At 55.5% G+C, this 19,806-nt stretch carries 21 protein-coding genes; 16 read left to right on the forward strand and 5 right to left on the reverse strand.

Annotation, left to right across the window (positions count from 1 at the left end; genetic code table 11):
• Nucleotides 1-2: 2 nt before the first annotated feature.
• The 7 genes from lptM to ACVB80_RS20920 all read left to right on the forward strand — a co-directional run bounded on the left by lptM (nucleotide 3) and on the right by ACVB80_RS20920 (nucleotide 7,295).
• Nucleotides 3-119, forward strand: coding sequence for an LPS translocon maturation chaperone LptM (lptM, locus tag ACVB80_RS20890; RefSeq protein WP_481083222.1), 117 nt, complete (start codon nucleotides 3-5; stop codon nucleotides 117-119).
• A 17-nt stretch (nucleotides 120-136) separates the two neighbouring features.
• Entirely contained in the window at nucleotides 137-1,390 is a 1,254-nt protein-coding gene (gene lysA / locus ACVB80_RS20895) for a diaminopimelate decarboxylase (protein ID WP_481083223.1), read from the forward strand.
• A gap of 11 nt (nucleotides 1,391-1,401) precedes the next feature.
• Nucleotides 1,402-2,232, forward strand: coding sequence for a diaminopimelate epimerase (gene dapF, locus ACVB80_RS20900; RefSeq protein WP_481083224.1), 831 nt, complete (start codon nucleotides 1,402-1,404; stop codon nucleotides 2,230-2,232).
• 17 nt (nucleotides 2,233-2,249) lie between these two features.
• Complete coding sequence (locus tag ACVB80_RS20905) at nucleotides 2,250-2,957, forward strand: DUF484 family protein (protein WP_481083225.1); 708 nt, start codon at nucleotides 2,250-2,252, stop codon at nucleotides 2,955-2,957.
• Nucleotides 2,932-3,861 (forward strand): tyrosine recombinase XerC, encoded by a 930-nt coding sequence (xerC, locus tag ACVB80_RS20910; RefSeq protein ID WP_481083226.1) that lies wholly within the window; start codon nucleotides 2,932-2,934, stop codon nucleotides 3,859-3,861. The genes ACVB80_RS20905 and xerC overlap by 26 nt, the downstream gene beginning before the upstream one ends.
• Nucleotides 3,862-3,866: 5 nt before the next feature.
• Nucleotides 3,867-4,571 (forward strand): 5-amino-6-(5-phospho-D-ribitylamino)uracil phosphatase YigB, encoded by a 705-nt coding sequence (gene yigB, locus ACVB80_RS20915; RefSeq protein WP_481083227.1) that lies wholly within the window; start codon nucleotides 3,867-3,869, stop codon nucleotides 4,569-4,571.
• Between the two features lie 204 nt (nucleotides 4,572-4,775).
• Nucleotides 4,776-7,295 carry a bifunctional diguanylate cyclase/phosphodiesterase gene (locus ACVB80_RS20920; protein ID WP_481083228.1) on the forward strand — a complete coding sequence of 840 codons (2,520 nt, stop codon included), beginning with the start codon at nucleotides 4,776-4,778 and terminating at the stop codon, nucleotides 7,293-7,295.
• On the opposite strand, the gene ACVB80_RS20925 is transcribed toward ACVB80_RS20920, so the two are convergent.
• Both ACVB80_RS20925 and ACVB80_RS20930 read right to left on the reverse strand, forming a co-directional pair.
• Entirely contained in the window at nucleotides 7,292-7,879 is a 588-nt protein-coding gene (locus ACVB80_RS20925; RefSeq protein WP_481083229.1) for a tRNA-uridine aminocarboxypropyltransferase, read from the reverse strand. The genes ACVB80_RS20920 and ACVB80_RS20925 overlap by 4 nt on opposite strands.
• Nucleotides 7,880-9,385 carry a COG3650 family protein gene (locus ACVB80_RS20930; protein WP_481083230.1) on the reverse strand — a complete coding sequence of 502 codons (1,506 nt, stop codon included), beginning with the start codon at nucleotides 9,383-9,385 and terminating at the stop codon, nucleotides 7,880-7,882.
• 33 nt (nucleotides 9,386-9,418) lie between these two features.
• On the opposite strand from ACVB80_RS20930, the gene ACVB80_RS20935 reads away from it, so the two are divergent.
• Complete coding sequence (locus tag ACVB80_RS20935; protein WP_481083231.1) at nucleotides 9,419-9,880, forward strand: EVE domain-containing protein; 462 nt, start codon at nucleotides 9,419-9,421, stop codon at nucleotides 9,878-9,880.
• A gap of 48 nt (nucleotides 9,881-9,928) precedes the next feature.
• On the opposite strand, the gene ACVB80_RS20940 is transcribed toward ACVB80_RS20935, so the two are convergent.
• Nucleotides 9,929-10,750: a Cof-type HAD-IIB family hydrolase gene (locus ACVB80_RS20940; RefSeq protein ID WP_481083232.1), complete on the reverse strand. Its 822-nt coding sequence runs from the start codon at nucleotides 10,748-10,750 to the stop codon at nucleotides 9,929-9,931.
• Nucleotides 10,751-10,842: 92 nt separating this feature from the next.
• On the reverse strand, nucleotides 10,843-11,826 hold the full coding sequence (locus ACVB80_RS20945) for an alpha/beta fold hydrolase (RefSeq protein WP_481083233.1): 984 nt from the start codon (nucleotides 11,824-11,826) through the stop codon (nucleotides 10,843-10,845).
• Nucleotides 11,827-11,919: 93 nt separating this feature from the next.
• On the opposite strand from ACVB80_RS20945, the gene rhtB reads away from it, so the two are divergent.
• The 7 genes from rhtB (at nucleotide 11,920) to ACVB80_RS20980 (ending at nucleotide 18,156) form a co-directional block, all read left to right on the forward strand.
• On the forward strand, nucleotides 11,920-12,537 hold the full coding sequence (rhtB, locus tag ACVB80_RS20950; protein WP_481083234.1) for a homoserine/homoserine lactone efflux protein: 618 nt from the start codon (nucleotides 11,920-11,922) through the stop codon (nucleotides 12,535-12,537).
• A 78-nt stretch (nucleotides 12,538-12,615) separates the two neighbouring features.
• The gene (locus ACVB80_RS20955; protein WP_481083235.1) at nucleotides 12,616-13,845 is read left to right on the forward strand and encodes an EAL and HDOD domain-containing protein; all 1,230 of its coding nucleotides are present in this window, start codon (nucleotides 12,616-12,618) and stop codon (nucleotides 13,843-13,845) included.
• Nucleotides 13,846-13,937: 92 nt separating this feature from the next.
• On the forward strand, nucleotides 13,938-14,285 hold the full coding sequence (locus ACVB80_RS20960) for a metalloregulator ArsR/SmtB family transcription factor (protein WP_481083236.1): 348 nt from the start codon (nucleotides 13,938-13,940) through the stop codon (nucleotides 14,283-14,285).
• 2 nt (nucleotides 14,286-14,287) lie between these two features.
• Nucleotides 14,288-15,289 carry an ArsJ-associated glyceraldehyde-3-phosphate dehydrogenase gene (locus tag ACVB80_RS20965; RefSeq protein ID WP_481083237.1) on the forward strand — a complete coding sequence of 334 codons (1,002 nt, stop codon included), beginning with the start codon at nucleotides 14,288-14,290 and terminating at the stop codon, nucleotides 15,287-15,289.
• Between the two features lie 12 nt (nucleotides 15,290-15,301).
• Nucleotides 15,302-15,793 carry a cyclin-dependent kinase inhibitor 3 family protein gene (locus ACVB80_RS20970; protein WP_481083238.1) on the forward strand — a complete coding sequence of 164 codons (492 nt, stop codon included), beginning with the start codon at nucleotides 15,302-15,304 and terminating at the stop codon, nucleotides 15,791-15,793.
• Nucleotides 15,794-15,805: 12 nt separating this feature from the next.
• Entirely contained in the window at nucleotides 15,806-17,026 is a 1,221-nt protein-coding gene (gene arsJ / locus ACVB80_RS20975; protein ID WP_481083239.1) for an organoarsenical effux MFS transporter ArsJ, read from the forward strand.
• A gap of 113 nt (nucleotides 17,027-17,139) precedes the next feature.
• Nucleotides 17,140-18,156: an acyltransferase gene (locus ACVB80_RS20980; RefSeq protein ID WP_481083267.1), complete on the forward strand. Its 1,017-nt coding sequence runs from the start codon at nucleotides 17,140-17,142 to the stop codon at nucleotides 18,154-18,156.
• On the opposite strand, the gene ACVB80_RS20985 is transcribed toward ACVB80_RS20980, so the two are convergent.
• Nucleotides 18,153-18,482 carry a DUF2500 domain-containing protein gene (locus tag ACVB80_RS20985; protein ID WP_481083240.1) on the reverse strand — a complete coding sequence of 110 codons (330 nt, stop codon included), beginning with the start codon at nucleotides 18,480-18,482 and terminating at the stop codon, nucleotides 18,153-18,155. The genes ACVB80_RS20980 and ACVB80_RS20985 overlap by 4 nt on opposite strands.
• A 183-nt stretch (nucleotides 18,483-18,665) precedes the next feature.
• On the opposite strand from ACVB80_RS20985, the gene ACVB80_RS20990 reads away from it, so the two are divergent.
• The gene (locus ACVB80_RS20990) at nucleotides 18,666-19,031 is read left to right on the forward strand and encodes a DUF4145 domain-containing protein (RefSeq protein WP_481083241.1); all 366 of its coding nucleotides are present in this window, start codon (nucleotides 18,666-18,668) and stop codon (nucleotides 19,029-19,031) included.
• Nucleotides 19,032-19,806: the final 775 nt, after the last annotated feature.

Here is a 19,806-nt window from a genome sequence, read left to right on the forward strand (position 1 = left end):
GCATGAAAAAGTCACTGATGGCAATCGTATTATTGTCGCTGCTTGGACTCGCCGGATGCGGCCAGTCCGGCGCACTTTATCTTCCTCAGGAGCCAACTGAGCAGCAACAATCACAGTAACAGGCAGGGAACACACATTGGATTACTTTAATTATCAGGACGATGGCCAGCTATGGGCCGAAGATGTACCACTGAGCCAGCTGGCAGAGCAGCACGGTACCCCACTCTACGTTTACTCGCGTGCTACCCTGGAGCGTCACTGGAAAGCCTTTGACACTGCCGTGGCAGAGCATCCGCACCTGGTGTGTTATGCGGTGAAAGCCAACTCCAATCTGGGCGTACTCAACGTACTGGCCAGACTGGGCAGTGGTTTTGACATCGTGTCGCTGGGTGAGCTGGAGCGGGTGATCGCCGCAGGCGGTGACCCGTCCAAAGTGGTGTTTTCCGGCGTGGGTAAAACCGCCGCTGAGATGAAGCGGGCGCTGGAACTGAAGATTAAGTGTTTCAATGTGGAGTCTGAGCCGGAGCTGGAGCTGTTAAACCAGGTGGCCGGAGAGCTGGGTGTGGTCGCACCGATTTCACTGCGCATCAACCCGGATGTGGACGCCAATACCCACCCGTATATTTCCACCGGTCTGCGTGAGAACAAGTTTGGTATTGCGTTTGACCGTGCACCTGAGGTGTACCGTTTTGCTCACAGCCTGCCAAACCTTAACGTGCAGGGTATCGACTGCCATATCGGCTCTCAGCTGACCGATATCGACCCGTTTATCGACGCTACCGACCGCCTGCTGGATCTGATTGACCAGTTGCAGGCTGAAGGCATCGACATCCGTCACCTGGATGTGGGCGGCGGTCTTGGGGTGATTTATCGTGATGAACTGCCACCGCAGCCGTCAGATTACGCCAAAGCGCTGCTGGCACGTCTGCACAGTCACCCGGAAATCGAGCTGATCTTTGAGCCGGGCCGGGCGATTGCGGCTAATGCCGGGGTGCTGCTGACCAAAGTTGAGTTCCTCAAGCATACCGAACACAAAAACTTTGCCATCATTGATGCTGCGATGAATGACCTGATGCGTCCGGCGCTTTACCAGGCCTGGCAGGACATCGTGCCGGTGGCACCGCGTCAGGGTGAAGCGACCTGCTATGACCTGGTGGGCCCGATCTGTGAGACCGGGGACTTCCTTGGTAAGGATCGCGAGCTGGTGCTGGAGCAGGGCGATCTGCTGGCGGTACGCAGCGCAGGCGCGTATGGTTTCGTGATGTCTTCAAACTACAATACCCGGGCACGGGCAGCGGAAGTGATGGTTGACGGTGACCAGGTACACCTGGTGCGTCAGCGCGAACCTCTGCAGAGCCTGTGGCAACTGGAACAACTGTTACCGGAGTAACTGGCTACACTATGCACTTTCATTTTTCTAAAATGCACGGTCTGGGCAACGACTTTATGGTCGTCGACTGTATTACCCAGAATGTGTTTTTCTCGCCGGAGCTTATCCGTCGTCTTGGTGATCGCCATACCGGGGTTGGTTTCGACCAGCTTCTGGTGGTTGAAGCGCCTTATGATCCGGAAACCGACTTTCACTACCGGATTTTCAATGTGGACGGCAGTGAAGTCGAGCAGTGTGGTAACGGCGCGCGTTGCTTTGCCCGCTTTGTACGGATGAAAGGGCTGACCAACAGGCACCAGATCAGCGTAAGTACTAAAAAAGGCAAGATCACCCTGCACATTGAAGAGGGTGATCAGGTGCGGGTTAACATGGGCGAGCCGGTGTTTGAGCCGGGTAAAATCCCGTTCAGAGCCAAGTCGCAGGAGAAGACTTATATCCTGCGCGCCGGAGAGCACACCCTGTTCTGTGGGGCGGTCAGCATGGGCAATCCGCACGTGGTGACCACGGTTGATGACATCAACGCACTGGATATTGAATCCATCGGTCCTTTGCTTGAAAGCCACGAGCGTTTCCCTGAGCGGGTGAATGCCGGCTTTATGCAGCTGATCAGCCGCGATGAAGTGGCCCTGCGGGTCTACGAGCGCGGTGTGGGTGAAACCCAGGCCTGTGGCAGTGGCGCGTGTGCGGCCGCTGCGGTGGGCATTTTGCAGGGCCTGCTGGACAACCGGGTGACGGTTCGTCTGCCTGGCGGTGACCTGCTGATCGAGTGGCAGGGCCCGGGGCATCCTTTGTATATGACCGGTTCTGCTACCCATGTTTTTGACGGTCAGCTCAGCTGCTGACCTTCCAAGGAGTTGTTTTGTCTTACCCCGAAGCGGATGAACTGACCGCAGAAATTGTTGCTCAGTACCTTCAGGATCATCCGGACTTTTTTGCCCGGCGCAGCGAACTGGTTGCGTCCCTGCAGATCCCGCACCAGCAGCAGGGCGCGGTTTCGCTGGTGGAAATCCAGCTGAAACGTCAGCGTCAGCGTATCGAAGAGCTGGAAGAAGAGATCACCACCCTGATGTCACTGGCGGCCAGCAATGACCGCACCTTCCACGACTTCATGCAACTGCAGGAGCAGGTGCTGCAGTGCGATTATATGGAAGAGGCGCTGGGCTGTATTGAACAGACCGCGCGTAAGCTTGGCCTGCAGGGCTGGATGAAACTGACCGGTGCCCCGCTGGAGCGCTGCCGGATCAGCACTGAAGCGTACCAGCGTTTTGCTACCAATCACCTTAACGGCAAACCGGCTTTCCTGGGCCGGATGAAAAGCTCGGACCGCGAAGCCCTGTTTGGCGACCAGCCGGTACCGGAGCTGGGCTCGTTTGTGGTACTGCCACTTAATATCCGCGGTTCTGATACCGGACTGGTGATTTTTGCCAGTGAAGACGGCGGTCATTTCCAGCCGAGTATGGATACCCTGTTCCTGCGTCACCTCGCGCTGGTGATGGGCAATCTGGCGGCCACCCTGCCGTGGCGCACTGAGCACGAAGCGCATGTCAGCTGTACCTCTTCCCTCTGATCTGGCGCGCCCTTTGGCGCGCTTTTATGAATACCTGCGCGCCGAGCGCGGTCTCAGCCTGCATACCCAGCGTAACTACAAACTCCAGCTTACCAGTATGGCAGAGCAGCTCGCAGAGCTGGGTCTGAGCGACTGGCGTCAGGTGGACGCCGGCTGGGTCCGTCAGCTGGCGGGTAAAAGCATGCGCGAGGGAATGAAACCGAGCAGCATCGCGACCCGCTTGTCTGCCCTGCGCAGCTTTTTTGATTTTCTGATCCTGCGCGGCATTCTTAAGGCCAATCCGGCCAAAGGTGTGTCGGCCCCACGTAAGCAGCGCCCGCTGCCGAAAAACCTCGACGTGGACGAAGTGGGCCAGCTGCTGGAAGTGGACCCGGATGATCCGCTTTCCATTCGCGACCGGGCGATGATGGAGCTGATGTACGGCGCGGGTCTGCGTCTGGCTGAGCTGGTCAGTATCAACGTCAAAGACATCTCCCTCAGCAAAGGCGAGCTGAGAGTGGTGGGTAAGGGCGATAAAGAGCGTAAGGTACCGTTTACCGGTATGGCGCGTGACTGGGTGGCCGAGTGGCTGAAAATCCGCGGCAGCCTGGCTGGCAGTGGTGAACCGGCGCTGTTTGTTTCCAAACAGGGTGTGCGTATTTCTCACCGTAATGTACAGAAGCGGATGGCCGAGTGGGGCCAGAAGCAGGCACTGAACAGCCATGTCAGTCCGCACAAGCTGCGCCACTCGTTTGCGACTCACCTGCTCGAATCGAGCGGCAACCTGCGTGCGGTTCAGGAGCTGCTGGGTCACGAAAACATTTCGACCACCCAGATCTATACCCACCTGGACTTCCAGCATCTCGCTCAGGCGTATGATCAGGCGCACCCCCGTGCCCGTAAAGGCAAAGACAAAAAAGAGTAATCCCCATGCAGTTTTACCGTTCACTCCCGGCCATCAAAGCCATGACATTTGATCTCGACGATACCCTCTACGACAACCACCCGGTGATCGTGCGGGTGGAGCAGGAGGTGCTGGCCTGGCTGCACACCGAATTTCCGGCCTGCCGGGCACTGGCGGTGGAAGAGTGGCACAGGATCAAGCGTGAGCTGGCACAACAGAATCCGGATGTGGTCCACGATGTGACCGAGTGGCGCCGCCGCCAGATTGTGGTGGGGCTGGAGTCGTGTGGATACCACCGGGAGCAGGCAGAAGCAGGTTCACTGGCTGCCCTGGAACAGGTGTACTACTGGCGCAACCAGGTGGAGGTGCCACAGCAGACTCACGAAGTGATGGCAGAGCTGGCGCGTCGCTATCCGCTGGTGGCGATCACCAACGGCAACGTGGACCCGCATAAGATTGGTATCGGTCACTACTTCTGTCATATCCTGCGTGCTGGTCCCGACGGCCGCCAGAAGCCGTGGCCGGATATGTTTGAACGTGCTCATCAGCTGCTTGGGGTGGAGAAGCCGTCCATTCTGCACGTGGGTGACCACCCGCACAGTGATATTACCGGTGCCAAACAGGCCGGTCTGAGTGCCTGCTGGATCCACCATAACCAACTGAGTGATAACAAAATACGTCTGCTTCCTGATGTCGCGGTCGGCTCACTGAGCTCATTGTTAAAACTTTGATTCCACACATTTTGTGAACGTCATCCCTGTAAACGCACACTCAGCAAACGTTTCCCTGCTTTGCAACCCCGCAATTTTCGAGCTGGCTCACTAATTAAGTAATAAGTATGGGCTGATCGCGTAAAAGTTGATCAAACGACTCTTTTCACCGGCTGGCAAGCCGCTATAGTGATTGGTCACCGATTTTTGTTAATAAGTTGTAATATGCACTGTCACACTATTCTGGCCCACGATATACATCAGCTGCAGGCGGAGCTGCTGACTATTCAGGTGGACTCCGTGTCCAATTACCTGGTTCAGCTGTTTTCCACTCAGTCGGGTGAGCAGGCGCTGGAATACAGTGGCATTATCGCGCAGCGGTTTGCCGGTAAAGCGACCGTGATCGGCCACAGTGCCACCCACGTTATCCATCACAGCCAAATTGTCAGTGCCGGAACCCTGGTGGTGATCACCCGGCTGGAAAACACCCACCTTACCTGCAACGCAGTCAGCTACAGTGGTGAGCAGCAGCGCGACAGTGACGCACTGGTGTCTGGTTTGTTTGTAAACCGCAAGACCAAGGTTGTGATTGCCTTTGCCGACCAGATGGAAGCGGCTGACTATCCGCTGTTTGGTGCCTTTAACCAACTGGCGTTTGAACTTCCGGTGGCGGGCGGACTGGCACACCCGAACCTGTATGGTCAGTGGGTGTTGCTCAATCAGAAATTGCTCAGTGACGCCTGTGTAGCGGTTGCGCTGCACAATGAACATCTTCAGGTGTGGCGGAACGCTTACGCCGAATGGAACCCGGTCGGCCGTCGTTTCAGGATCACCGATGCGGAGCAGGGGGTACTGAAAAGCCTCGACCATGTTCCGGCTCAGGAAGTCTACAACCGTTACCTGGCGGATGGTAAAACCGTCCCGTTTGAGCAGCTGCAGGACTTCCCGCTGATTAAAGGCGAAGAGAATCATCAGTCGGTCTATCTTCCCCAGCGCCTGCTTGAAGATGGATCGATAGAGTTTGATGCCGAGTGGCAGGTTGGCGATGAAGTGCGTTTTTGTTACAACCATCCTTCCCTGACCCAGGAGCAGGTTCGTCTTGGCGCCGAGCAGCTGGCGCTGCACCAGCCGGAAACCCTGTTTGTATATAACTGTGCCTCCCGGCTGGAGTTTATGGACGGGGCAGATGAGCTCAAACCGTTTAAGGCGGTTGCCGATGCCCACGGCAGTTACTGCATGGGCGAGCTGTACCGCGACAACCGCAGCCAGCTGATTATGCACCACAGCCTGACTTATCTGGCGATGAGTGAAGGCGAGCCTCAGGCTCTGCGGGCAGCTGAGCCTGCGCGTCATTATCACCACAGCGTGTCTCCCCTGTTTACCCTGATCCGCAATGCCATCGCAGACGTGGATGAGATGAACAATAATATGGAGCAGAAGCTGCTGGAGCAGACTCATCAGCTGACCGAGAGTTATCGCCGCGACCGGCGTACCGGTTTGCCTAACCGTCAGGTGTTGCGGGAGCGCCTGAGTCAGATGCTGCAAAACGACCATCTGCTGACCCTCAAGCTGACCAACTTCAGTACCGTGAATGAAAAGTATGGTTATCAGGTTGGTGATCAGCTGTTGCGTGACCTGAGTGCGTACTTCGTTGAGCAACTGCGCAGCGGTTTCAGTGAAGACGCACGGTTGTTCAGTATCGGCGTCGGGGAGTGGGCGGCGGTATTTTACTCTGAGCGTACCAGTGCCTTTATCCGCCAGCGCTTTACCGAATTTGTCGACCAGATAGAGCACGTCAACTTTGAGCCTTATGGCCTGCCGGATCTCGATTACCTGTCGGTTTCCCTGTGTGGTGGCCTGGCCAGCCGGCGTGATTTCCCGGAAGCCGGGGTCGACGAGCTGTTGCTCAAGTCGATTGAAGCGCGCCGTCACGGGATGAAGAATAACCGCCATATGTGTAATGCCAGGCTGCTGGCCGGGGAAGAGGCCCACCGTCAGGACCAGCTGGAGTGGCTGTCCTGTGTCAGCCGGGCGGTACTGAACAACAAGGTGATCGCCTATACCCAGCCGATTTTTGCCGCGCACAGTCATCTGAAAGTGTCGCAGGAGTGTCTGGTGCGCATACGGGAAGATGACCAGGTGATTGCACCGGGACGTTTCCTGCCGATCATTCAGGGCACTCACCTCTATACCCGTCTCAGCCGTCAGATGATCACCCATACTTTCAGTCAGATGGAAAACAGCGGTGAGTCGTTCTCGATCAACCTGTCACCGCAGGATCTGATGAGTGACAAGACCCTCTATCTGCTGGAGCAGTCGATGCAGCGCATGCGTGCCCCGGACCGGGTCGGGCTGGAAGTGCTGGAGACCGAGCAGATCAAAGATTACAGCCGGATGCAGGAAGTGTGTGACCATTTCCGCCGTCTGGGGGCGCGGATCATCGTCGATGACTTTGGCAGTGGTTACTCCAATATTGACGAAATCATCAAGCTGGAGCCGCAGATCATCAAGCTCGACGGCAGTATTATCCGCAATATTGATAAGGACCGCCGTCAGCGTCAGATAGCCCAGCAGCTGGTGCGCTTGTGTCATGTGTTTGAGGCCAGAACCGTGGCTGAGTTTGTTCACAATCAGCAGGTATGCCGGATAGCCGAAGACCTGGGGGTGGATTATCTGCAGGGGTATTACCTTGGCGAGCCCCACCTGCTGGGTGAGGCTCAGTCGGCAGCAGCTGACGCCTGTTAATCTTTCAGCGCATGGCCGCTTTTGTCGGCCTGAAACACTCTCAGTGAGTACTCAAAGAACCCGCTCAGCTGCTCTGCCTGCGTCGTCTGGCCGCTGAGCCGGAGCAGCTCAATGCCCACTTCACAGGTACACAGGTGACCCTGCTGCTGGTTGCGCCTCAGTGAATAGCCGGAGTCACGCTCTGGCTCAAGGTGATAGCGGGGCAGGGCCTTGAGCCACTCTGAACGGTTGAGCATCTTGCGTGCTTCCTGCCAGGTGGCATCGAGGATGATCACCAGCGGCGTCTTTCCTTCACTGCCATTAAGCTGAGTGCTGATCTCCCGGCTGGATTCGTCCGGGCAGAGCAGCAGCGGCTCAAATTGGTTACTGCTGATTTTCGCCAGCAGCGCTTCGGGCGGATTTACCCGGTCCCACACCACCACGTCACACCCTTCCAGGCTCTCTTTCAGCCAGCGTCCGCTGTTGGTATCGCGGCCCAGTTCGTTCGGGTGGGTGAGCAGAACCAGCTGCCACGGCGGGCAGATGGCCGGGATTCTGTCGCAGATGCACTGGTGCGAAAGGCCGCAGCGGTTACAGGCCGCCATTCAGAGCTTCACCCCGTCAAATGGCGACTGTTCAGCGGAAAACAGTATCGCCTCACGCTGTGGTTCGCTGAGAATCTCAGGCTGAACGCTGGGGTTTAGCGGGTATTTGCCGTTTACCGCGCGCAGACGATGATTGTGACGCATAAGGTCATAACCTTTCACTGACATGATCAGGTCCTGCCAGCCCTGATGCTGATCCTGGCTGACTCCCACCGGAGAGTTCACCAGAGTCATGTTGCTGGTCGCCTGCCACTGGTTGTTGTCGTCCTGTTCATAGATTGCCAGGCTGCAGCCTCCGCTTCCACACCAGTTAAACAGGGTCAGCAGCTCTGGTTTGCCGTCGTGGTTGAGGTCATAAGTCAGCCACAGGTAGCGGGTATCTTCGGTGTCTGCGCCGTATTCGGCAGCAAAGCGGCGTACCGCCTGGTCGACTTCCGGCTGAAAATCGGTGCGGCCGGGAATGCGCTCCAGCTGCTGGTCATCCTGAATTTTATCGGCCGGGAACAGGGTCATGCCGCCATCGGACAGCGGGTAGATCTGACCGTTGATTTTCTCTTTGGCGGTGGTGAGTCCTTTGTCGTTGCGGGTATAGATCCGCTCGCTGACCAGGTACTGCTGCATGTGGTGGGTCATCACCACGTACACCTGGTCATCGTTGAGCTGCTGCCAGAAACCGCGCTCTTCGCGCGGGCGGTCACCATTGGTGTACACGTAGCGGGTCACGGCGCTGTGATCCGGGAAGAGCTCCATCTCTACCACAAAGCCCTGGTTGCGGGTGGACGCCGCGATATAGTGTCCGGCCCAGCTGTTCAGGCTCGGGTCCAGGCTTGCCAGGGTGGCGCAGCCGGTCAGGGGTGTTTGTCCTTCCGGTGTCAGAGTGGCCTGCCAGCTGAACACATCACCGCTCATGGTGTCGCGGCAGTCCTGACGGGCCAGTGTCAGGTTACCCTGACCGGTCTGGTACTCACGGCTGGTCAGGGTGGCGTTTTGTTTTGTCACCGGCCACTGCTGGCGCTCTTTGCCCATTTCAAACAGCTCAATGCCGTCTGTGGTCAGGCTGGCCTGCCAGAATGGTTCGTTGCCGCTGGCCTGGGTTGGGCGGTAGCTGAAGTCACAGCTGACTTCCCGGCTGACCCGGTTTATCTGTTTAACCACAAAGCGGGCATCATAGTCGGCGGCAAAACCGTCTGTCGGCGGGGGCAGCAGGTAACCGATAAGTTCTGCATACACAGGCTCGTAAGGTTCCTTGATCAGGGTACTGGCGCGCTGGTAGTCGTCCAGGCTGATGTCGAGCCAGTACTGGCTGTTGCTGCCACAGGGCTGAATGGAGCGGGATTCATGGCCCAGAACCATCTCGCCGCGGATCACAAAAGTTTGCGGCAGCGGCTGTGCTTCACCCAGTTCAACCCTGGCAGGCTGTTGCTCTGTTTCGGTTTTTGGTGACTGAACACAGCCGGATAAAATCATCGCGCCGGCCAGCGCGGTGAGCAGTGAGCGTGCTAACATAATGGTTCCTGACAAATTATTACTGGGATCATTATGGCATATTGGCTGTTTAAAACTGAACCGGACACCTTTTCAATTGACGACTTACTGACACAGAAGGAGTCATGTTGGGAGGGTGTCAGGAACTATCAGGCGCGCAATATGCTGCGTGATGAGATAAAGCAGGGCGACAAAGTGATGCTCTATCATTCATCGTGCAAACAGATCGGCGTGGTGGGAACGGCGACCGTGGTACGCGAAGCCTATCCGGACCATTTTCAGTTTGATGAGCAAAGTGACTATTATGATCCAAAAGCTTCTGAAGATGCGCCGCGCTGGTGGATGGTGGACATTGAGTTCGAATCCAAATTTGACCGCCTGGTGCCGCTGGCCAAACTTAAAGCCCTTCCGGCGCTGGAAGAGATGCCGCTGGTAAAACGGGGTAACCGTCTGTCGGTGATGCCGGTGACTGAGGCTCAGTGGCAGACCATAGTGGAGCTGGGGAAGAAAAGGTAAGGGAGACCGGTGACCACAGGGGGCTGGTCACCAGTCAGATTCAGGTCATCAGAACAGGTGTTCACGCAGGTAGTGAGCAACCGCATCATCGGCGTGACTGCCAATAACGGTATTATCCGGCAGGGCTTTCATTACTTTCTCGTGAGAGGTGCCCATCACCAGGCCGTGTCCTGCCATCGACAGCATTTCAACGTCATTCATGCCATCGCCAAACGCGATGCAGTTTTCCAGCCCAAGGCCGAGTTTCTCTGATACCGCTTTCAGCGCTTCGCCTTTGGATACTTCAGCCGCCATCACTTCCAGACACCATGGGGTTGAGAAGGCGATGTTCAGCCGGTCACCAAACAGCTCGTTTAGTTTCTGTTCGTACTCTGCCAGGTAGTCGTGGTCTTCGTAGGTGAAGAACAGTTTGGCGATACCTTCTGACGGCGCGTTGTCCGTCTCAAAACACTGGTAAGTAAAGCCTGACTCTTCATGGAAGTTGCGCAGACGCTCGTCTTCGCGGTCCATCAGCCACTGGTCATTCTGGTAGATGTGAATGACGATTTTTTTGTCATTCTTAAACAGGTCAATGACCGGTTGCACCAGATCGGATGGGACATTCTGGCTGTAAATCAGCTCATCATTGTGGTCGTGTACCCGGGCACCGTTAGAGGTGATCATGTGCGCAGGAATACCTACCTGCTCGCGGATCCCTGCCACGTCTACGTGGTGACGGCCGGTGGCAAAAATAAAGTGGTAGCCTTTGTCGTGCAGCTCGGTCAGGGTCTGACGGGTAAAGCTGCTCAGCTTATGGTCCGGAGCCAGCAGGGTTCCGTCCAGGTCTGAGGCAACGATTTGAATTTCAGCAGGGCTTGTCACTTGGGTCATAGGTATCTCAACTTGGTACAACAGGGAACGGTGAAATTCTATGCCATTTAAGGGAGGAAAAAGAGGGTAAACCGGAAATCCCTTTTTTTCCCCTATTGAGATGAGGCGGATTCGTGACAGCGGAAAAAGTCCAGCAGCTGTGTCATGGCGGGCAGGCGCACGCTGTCCTGGTCAAACAGCAGTTCGTGCTTGGCGCCGCTCAGGGTGACCAGTTTTGCCTGTGGGCAGCGGCGGGCAAAGCGGTGCTGGGCATGGTTATCGACTATGGTGTCTTTTTCTGCCTGCAGCAGCAGGGTTGGGATGCGCAGCTTTGCCGCCTCTTTCAGGCAGCGGCGTGAAGCGCTGAGCGCCTGGCTGACCCAGTGGCTGCTCGGGCCGCCGAGTTTGAGCTCCGGGTGCTGCTCATATAGGGAGCGGAACCAGCGGTAACGCACTTCACTGTTGCTGAGTGGGTTGGTCTCAAAAGGCTTGGGAAAGTAGGCCTTGTGCCCCGGGGCATAGCCGGGCTGATTTTCAATTTTGGCGAGCAGGCTGGTCAGTGGCAGGGCAAATGGCTTTAACTGCCAGGCCATATTGACGCCAAACATCGGCGCGCTGAGCACCATGCTGTCAAAGGGTGCCTGCGGGTTTTGCTGCATAAATTCGGTAGCAATCGCCCCGCCCATTGAGTGTGCCAGCAGGTGACGATGGCGGTATTTGTCCAGCGGCCAGCTGGCCAGCATCAGTTTCAGATCGTCCTGGTAGTCGTCAAAGCTGTCGACGTAGCCCATCTCCCTGTCCTGCACCAGCCGCTGTGACAGCCCCTGACCCCGGTGGTCAAAGGAGTAGATGTCATAGCCCTGGCGGTACAAATCGAAAAACAGCTCCTGATACTTGCACACGCTTTCAATCCGGCCGTTGATCACCACAACAGCCCGGGTATGTGCCGGGTTAGTCATGGCAGACCAGTAGAGGCGGCAGTTGTCTTTTCCGCTGATAAAACCGTCTTGCCTTTGCTGCCAAAAAGGCGCAATCTTGCTCTCCATCAGGGTCAGAAAATCCGCTTCCTGGCTGAGCGTGGCTGGCGTCTGAATCATAATTATTGTTTTTCGAAATGTCTGAAATTGCTTACCCGGCATTATATCTGAGCCGGGAGGACAACTCGATGTAATTGTTGACCGGAGTTTATGATGGAATTACAGGTTTGGCTTGCGTATCTGGTAACGGCGGTGGTGTTCAGCCTTGCTCCCGGCTCGGGGACGGTGAACTCGGTCAGTAACGGCATCAGTCACGGTATGCGCCGCTCGCTGCCGTCCATTGTGGGGCTGCAGATCGGTCTGGCGATCCATATTGTGCTGGTGGGCGCGGGGATCGGTACCCTGGTGGCGCAGTCTGCTACTGCGTTCAGTGTGATCAAATGGGCGGGTGTGGCCTACCTGATTTACCTGGGAGTGAGCAAATGGCGTGACAGCAGCGGTATGCAGCTGAGCGACCAGCACCAGGTGCAGTCCGGTATGACGCTGTTGAAAAAAGCGGTGCTGATCAACCTGACCAACCCGAAATCCATCGTATTTCTGGTGGCGCTGTTTCCCCAGTTTATTGACCCGGCCGGCGATCAGCTGACCCAGCTTCTGATCCTGGGGGCAACCACTGTATGCATCGACGCCATGGTGATGGTGTTTTATACCGGCCTGGCGTCTCAGCTTGGACGATTTATCCGCTCATCACGCAATATGGCACGGCTGAACAAACTGTTTGGCGGAATGTTCGTCGGATGTGGGGTTTTGCTGGCTGGCGCAAGGGCCTGACCTTTGATATAGGCCGGGGATGGGTTATCCTTAGCTACCCATTTGGCAATATTATAGTTTTGAGTAACCTGCTGAATTATGTACACTTATGTCGCGCGACAACCGATCCTTAACAGCAAACGCCATACAGTGGGTTACGAGTTGCTGTTCCGGGACGGGGAGAATAACGCTTTCCCCGTCCACGTGGATTCCAACCGGGCGACTTACCGTCTGATAGCGGAAAATTTCCTTTCTATTCAAGAGATAACCGGCGCTGCGCCGGTGCGCTACTTCATCAATTTTTCCCATGACAGCCTGATCCGCCTGCTGCCGCTGGCACTGCCCAAAGAGCAGATTGTGGTGGAAGTGCTGGAAACCTGTCAGCCGACTGATGAGCTGCTTCAGGCTATCCGCCACCTGAGCCGTCAGGGCTATCTCATCGCGCTGGATGATTTTGATTTAAGCCCGGAATGGCAGCGGTTTATTCCGCTGGCCCGGATCATCAAAATCGACCTGATGCAGGTTGGGGTGGAGCGGGCGTGTCAGTTTGTTCAGGAGCAGAGAGCCCAGGGCAGCCGGGCGCGTTTCCTTGCAGAAAGGGTGGAAACCCGCGAAGGATTCGAGGCGACCAAAGCCGCCGGTTTCAGTTTCTTCCAGGGTTATTTCTTCAGCAAGCCGGAAGTGGTGCGCAAGAAAGCGATCAAACCGGAGCAGGTCCTGGCGATGGAGTTGTTCCACGAGGTGTGTAAGCCGGAAGTGGACTACCGCAAAGTAGAACTGCTGATCTCTGGGGACACTGCGCTGACTTATCAGCTGCTCAAGTTCGTCAACGGTTTCAGCCAGCGGTTGTCGGTGCCGATCTCCTCTTTCAGGCAGGCGCTGGTCTATCTGGGCCAGGACAGTCTTAAGCAGTTTGTCTCGCTGGTGGTGGCCTCTTATGTGGCGGTGCGTAAACCGGCAGAGCTGCGTAAGCTCAGCCTGCAGCGGGCGCGCTTTTGTCATCTGATGACCCGTTATCAGCCGTTTACCGGTCAGCGCGATCATGCGTTTCTGCTCGGCCTGCTTTCTCTGCTCGACAGTTTTCTCGACCAGTCGATGGATAACCTGCTCAGTCAGCTGCCGCTCAGCTCTGAAATCAATATTGCCCTGCTGGAACGTGGTGGCCCGCTTGGCCTGCTGCTGGCGCTCGAAGAACACTTTGAGCAGGCTGACTGGCACGGGGTGGAGCGGCTGTGTGGTCAGTTGCGGCTGGAAGTGGATGACGTGAAGCATGAGCTGGTGCAGGCGATGGCCTGGAGTGAGCGGGTGCAGATGACGCTCAATCAGTGAAACTTTTATGACAATGAAGGCAGGTCTCTTGACCTGCCTTTTTTTATGATTAGCATATATGGATATTCATATATGAGAATTTAAGGCCGGATATGTTACCCCATCAATTTTTTAAGCTGTTGTCTGATGAAACACGGATGCGCTGCCTGCTGCTGATCGCAAGGGAAGGGCAGTTGTGTGTTTGTGAGCTGACCGCAGCGCTGGAAGAGAGCCAGCCTAAAATATCACGCCACCTGGCCCTGCTTCGTCAGTCGGGCATTCTGACCGACCAGCGCCATGGTCAGTGGGTTTATTACCGTCAAGCAGAAGGGTTGCCGGGCTGGCTGAGAAAAGTGATTGATGGGTTAAAGCAGTCCAATTGTCTGGCTGAGCAGTATCAACAGGACACCGCACGGCTTGCTGTGGCGGACCGTCCGTGCAGGGAAACAGAGAGAGCATAATCATGACTATTAAAGTAGGTATCAACGGCTTTGGCCGTATCGGACGTCTGGCACTGCGCGCCAGCTTTGACTGGCCGGAAGTGGAGTTTGTCCAGGTCAATGACGTGGCCGGGGATGTTACAACCCTGGCGCATCTGCTGGAGTTTGATTCGGTTCAGGGCCGCTGGCACCACGAGGTCGGCGTGGAAGACGGCGCCATGGTGATCAATGGTCAGAAAATCAAAACCACTCAGGAGCGTGAAATTGGCGCGGTGGACTGGTCTGGCTGTGATGTGGTGCTGGAAGCGACCGGCGTGCACCGTAAGAGCGAATACCTGAACCAGTATCTGGAGCAGGGCGTGAAGCGCGTGGTGGTATCGGCTCCGGTCAAAGAGCCGGGCATCGCCAACATTGTGGTAGGGGTTAACGATGAGATCTTTAATCCGGCGGAGCACCGCATCGTGACCGCGGCATCCTGTACCACCAACTGTATCGCTCCTGTAGTGAAAGTGATTCACGAGAAACTGGGGATTGAGCAGGCGGCCTTTACGACGATTCACGACCTGACCAACACCCAGACCATTCTGGACGCGCCACATAAAGACCTGCGCCGTGCCCGTGCCTGTGGTATGAGCCTGATCCCGACCACCACCGGCAGTGCGACCGCGATTGTGGAGATCTTCCCGGAGCTGAAAGACAGGATTAACGGCCATGCGGTACGTGTTCCGCTGGCCAACGCCTCGCTGACCGACATCATCTTTGATGTGAAGCGCGACACCAGCGCAGAAGAAGTGAATGCCCTGCTGAAAGAGGCGGCGGAAGGGGAGCTGAAAGGCATCCTGGGTTTTGAAGCGCGTCCGCTGGTATCGATTGATTACAAAGGCGACCAGCGTTCAACTATCGTCGATGCCCAGTCCACCATGGTGGTCGGTACCCGTATGGTGAAGATCTACGCCTGGTATGACAATGAAATGGGCTATGCGACCCGTACCGCAGAGCTGATGCGTACCGTTGGTCTGGCATAAGGAGAGAAGAGAATGACACACCCGACCTGGCAACTGAATCTGGAAAAGGGCGCGCTGATCTTTACTCCGTGCCCGGGGACCAAAGGAGTGGCGCTGCAGGCGTCACTGGAACAGCTGAAAGCTGATGGCGTGACCACTGTGGTGACTGCTCTGGGCAATCAGGAGATGGCCGACAAGCAGGTTTCTGAGCTTGGCAGCCTGACCGAAGAACTGGGCATGCAGTGGTTCCAGCTGGAGATTGAAGACGACTGTGCGCCGGAGGCCGGTTTTGCCGCCAAATGGCGGCAGGTCAGCAATACTCTGCACAGCCGGGTGGATGCCGGTGAAAAAGTCGCGATGCACTGTATGGGCGGTTCGGGCCGTACCGGCCTGCTGGCAGCGCACCTGCTGCTGGAAAAAGGCTGGCCGCTGGAGAAAATCATCTCTGAGGTGCAGGCTCTGCGCCCGGGCGCATTCACCAAAGCGGTACAGCTGGAATACATTCAGGGCGTTGCAGGCGCTTAAGCTGAGGCGGATATGCTGTCAAATGTGAGCCAAAGCGTACGCCAGTACATGCTGGTGACGTTTAACTACTGGAACTTTACCGTCACCGATGGCGCGCTGCGGATGCTGGTGGTGCTCTACTTTCATGATCTGGGATACAGCTCGCTGGCCATCGCGTCGCTGTTTCTGTTCTATGAGTTTTTCGGCATTGTTACCAATCTGCTCGGTGGCTGGCTGGGGGCCAGGCTCGGTCTGAACCGGACCATGAATCTGGGGCTGGCCATGCAGATATTTGCCCTGCTGATGCTGGCTGTCCCCGGTGCCTGGCTGACTATTCCCTGGGTGATGGCTGCGCAGGCTCTGTCGGGTATTGCCAAGGATCTGAACAAAATGAGTGCCAAGAGTGCGATTAAGACTCTGGTCCCGGATGGTCAGCAGGGTGCATTGTATAAGTGGATTGCGATCCTGACCGGCTCGAAAAACGCGCTCAAGGGCGTGGGCTTTTTTGTCGGTGGCCTGTTGCTGGCGACGATCGGTTTTCGCGATGCCATGCTGGCAATGGCGGCTGTGCTGACACTGGTGTGGATTGGCAGCATAACTGGCCTTAAAAGCGAACTGGGGAAAGCCAAAAACAAACCGAAGTTCTCACAGATCTTCTCCAAGTCAGGCAGTGTAAATACCCTGTCTGCGGCGCGGATGTTTCTGTTTGGTGCCCGTGACGTGTGGTTTGTGGTCGCCCTGCCGGTCTACCTTGGCAGCGTGTTTGGCTGGGACCACACTTGGGTGGGGGGCTTTCTCGCGGCCTGGGTGATCGCCTACGGGTTTGTTCAGGGGCTGGCTCCCCGGATTACCGGTAAAGCGCAGGGCCGGGTGCCTGACGGTCGCGCGGCGCTGGTCTGGGCGCTGCTGCTGGCGGGGATCACCATGCTGGTGGCCTGGTCGGTACAGACGGGCTGGCAGCCTAAACTGGTGATTGTGGCCGGGCTGATGCTGTTTGGTGCGGTGTTTGCGGTGAACTCCTCGCTGCACTCGTATCTTATCGTCAGTTATGCCAAAGACGACGGTGTATCACTTGATGTTGGGTTTTACTACATGGCTAACGCGGCAGGTCGTCTTATCGGTACTGTACTGTCGGGCTGGGTATTCCAGATAGCCGGGCTCAGCGCCTGCCTGTGGGTATCAGTGGCATTTCTGCTCATTACGGCGGTGATCAGCGTACGTTTGCCGCGTCATCCGGAGCAGGCACGGTCCTGAGTATCGGGTCAGATTTGAACAAAAGATGACCCGGCTCTGACCCTCCTCTGGTCTCAGCAACTAAAGTGATACAGGTTATCACCATGATTTCTGAAGCTGAGGCTGGAGGGCCAGTGACCAACCGGGTATTTTTCTTCGACGTTCTGCGCTTTGTGGCTGCCATTGCGGTAGTCAGTATCCATGTGCTCGGCCCTTACCGGGAACTGATTGGCCGGATCCCGCAAACAGAGTGGGTCTCAGCCGTTGGCCTCAACAGCACAGTTCGCTGGGCAGTACCGGTTTTTATTATGATCTCGGGGGCGTTGATGCTCTCCGATCCCCGTCCTTTTGAACCGGTCTCATTCTTTCGTCGCCGTTTTGCCAAAGTGCTGGTGCCCTTTTTGGCCTGGTCGGTCTTTTACGCCGGGCTGTCGGGCCTGACCGCTTCCGGTTTTAATCCGGATACCGTTCTTACCGTTCTTTCACACGCTCCGTTTGAAGAAACCTATTATCACCTGGGTTTCTTCTACTATTTCCTGCCGCTCTATTTTGTTATTCCACTGCTGCGTTGGCTGGTTTCGAACTATGACAGTAATACAGTTCTGATGTGGCTGGGCTTGTGGCTGACCACAACCGGACTGTTTCTGTCTGACATCGACGGGCCATGGAGTATGGATCTCTGGCTTTACTCCGGGTACCTGCTGCTCGGCTGGTGGCTGTATCAGAAAACAGAACTGGTGCCGGCAACGGTAACCCTGTTTGTGCTGGCCGGGGTGGGGGCAGTCGCTGTGACTGCGTGGATGGTGCTGGGAGAGAGCCTGACCCTGCAGGAATACACCACCGGTCGCTGGCTGTCGTATAAAACGCTTAATACTGTGGTGATTGCGGCAAGTGTGTTTGTGGCTGCCCGTTATTGGGGAGATGGGATTTCAGCTAAGTGGAGCGGGAAGATAAGCTTTGTCAGCCGCTACAGCCTTGGGATCTATCTGTTGCATCCGATTTTTTTATGGCCGGTGATTGAGCTGGAGTGGTACCGGTTGCTGCCGGCGTGGTTGTCTGTTCCAGTCTGGACCCTGCTGGCCGGAGGGGCGGCCCTTATGCTGAGTTATGCATTGAGCCGGTCCCGCCTGACCGCCTGGCTGACCCCTTAACGGTCAAGGGCGAAGTGGAGGAACTTGTCTCCCTTGTAGGTCAGCATTCCCTGATCACCCGGGTTAAGGGCTGAGAAATAGTGGACTCCGACCTGAAACTCGCGTTTGGGTCCGAGGCGGCCTTTTTGCACGTAGATCCAGTACTCCTGGTCTTCCTGACCAGGCTGTGCCTCTTCGACGTCGATGGCCTGTTTGTCCAGAATGGTGACGTGCGCCTGCATCTCCGGAGCGTTTTCTCCCAAAGTATGTTTGCGCTGAAAGCGGACAAAAAACCAGCCGGCACCAATGGCCAGACAGAGGACGGCTAAAAATAGACTTATGGGCATATCCGATAATCCTTATCAATTCCCCGCCAGTTTACCAACCACTGGCGGTTGCGCCAGCCAGGTGGTTTAATTCGTGATCTCGCTAGAGAATTTACTGATATTCCTCAGCTAAGTTTAAAACAGACCATAAGAGTTGATATATAACCATGATATGGAACCCATTCAATCGCTGGAGATAAGGATATGTCTGATATAGAAAAAGTCGTGACCCGAACCCGGCGTCTGGAAAAACTGCTGCGTACTCAGTATCACGCAGACGGTAAGGGACTGCACCAGCTGGTGTCCAGCTGTGAAGAGCGCCTGCCTCATGATGTGATCGCTAAACTGAGATACGTTGCGACCATTCGCAATAAAATTGTCCATGAAGATAATTACAGACTCGACAGCCGGCGCGACTTTATGCGGGTATGCAATGAGTGTGAAAAAGAGCTGACGCCAAGAAGTGGCCGCTTTGTCTGGGGTGTGGCACTGGGTCTTATGGCGCTGCTGACCGCATTAGCACTGGGCTTCTACTATGTGCACTGGAATACACTCAGTCAGCATTTGTAAGTTTTTGAAAAAAATAAAAAAGGGACGCGTGATGCGTCCCTTTTCTTTTGGGGTATGTCGCTTAGTACATCATTGGCAGCGTCATGAGACCCATAACAACTGCAATCATAACAAGCCCTTGTGTTTGAGAAGAAGTAATCATAACGCTGCTCCTAAATTCTTTTCGTTTAACCGTTGACAAAGAGAATAGCATCATTTTTGTGCTTTGATCAACCCCAAATTTGCGAGATCGCCAAAAAACTAACTTTTCCCTGACGAAAATGGCGGTTTTTGACGGGGTTTGTATGTGTTTTTGGCTGGTTAAACAATGTGCGCAGGGTCTCTTTTGGGGGCTTTTGTTGCTTTAAGTTGCTGTATTTTAAGGGTAAATAGTTGGGTGTTTGGTGTTCGTTTCTCACTTAATGAGAAAATGCTCTTCAATGACTTATCCTGGTTGGATTGTCAATAAAACGCTGTTTGATTTGTTTGTCGGCGTGATGGGGTATGTGTGACGGTTAAAATCGGCGTGAAGATAAAGAAAAAAACAGGCTGATTGTTGTATCCGGACGGAAGTTAAGCTCTGGTCTGATTTGTGTTTAAAAGTACATTTTTATCAGTGTTTGTTTCTTAATTTTCAGTCACTTATGTAAGGTGCTCAATCTTGCTGATTAGTCCTGCAATCGTTTGCTTTTGGTTTTTATGGTTGGCCGAAGATCTCTGCCGGCGGCGGAGTGGCGGTAACCGGCAGCTGCAGAAAATTTTCCGGCAGTGAACACCTGTTTTGAAAAATGAAGTG

This window comes from Vibrio sp. 9-16B-A1, from assembly GCF_056726165.1.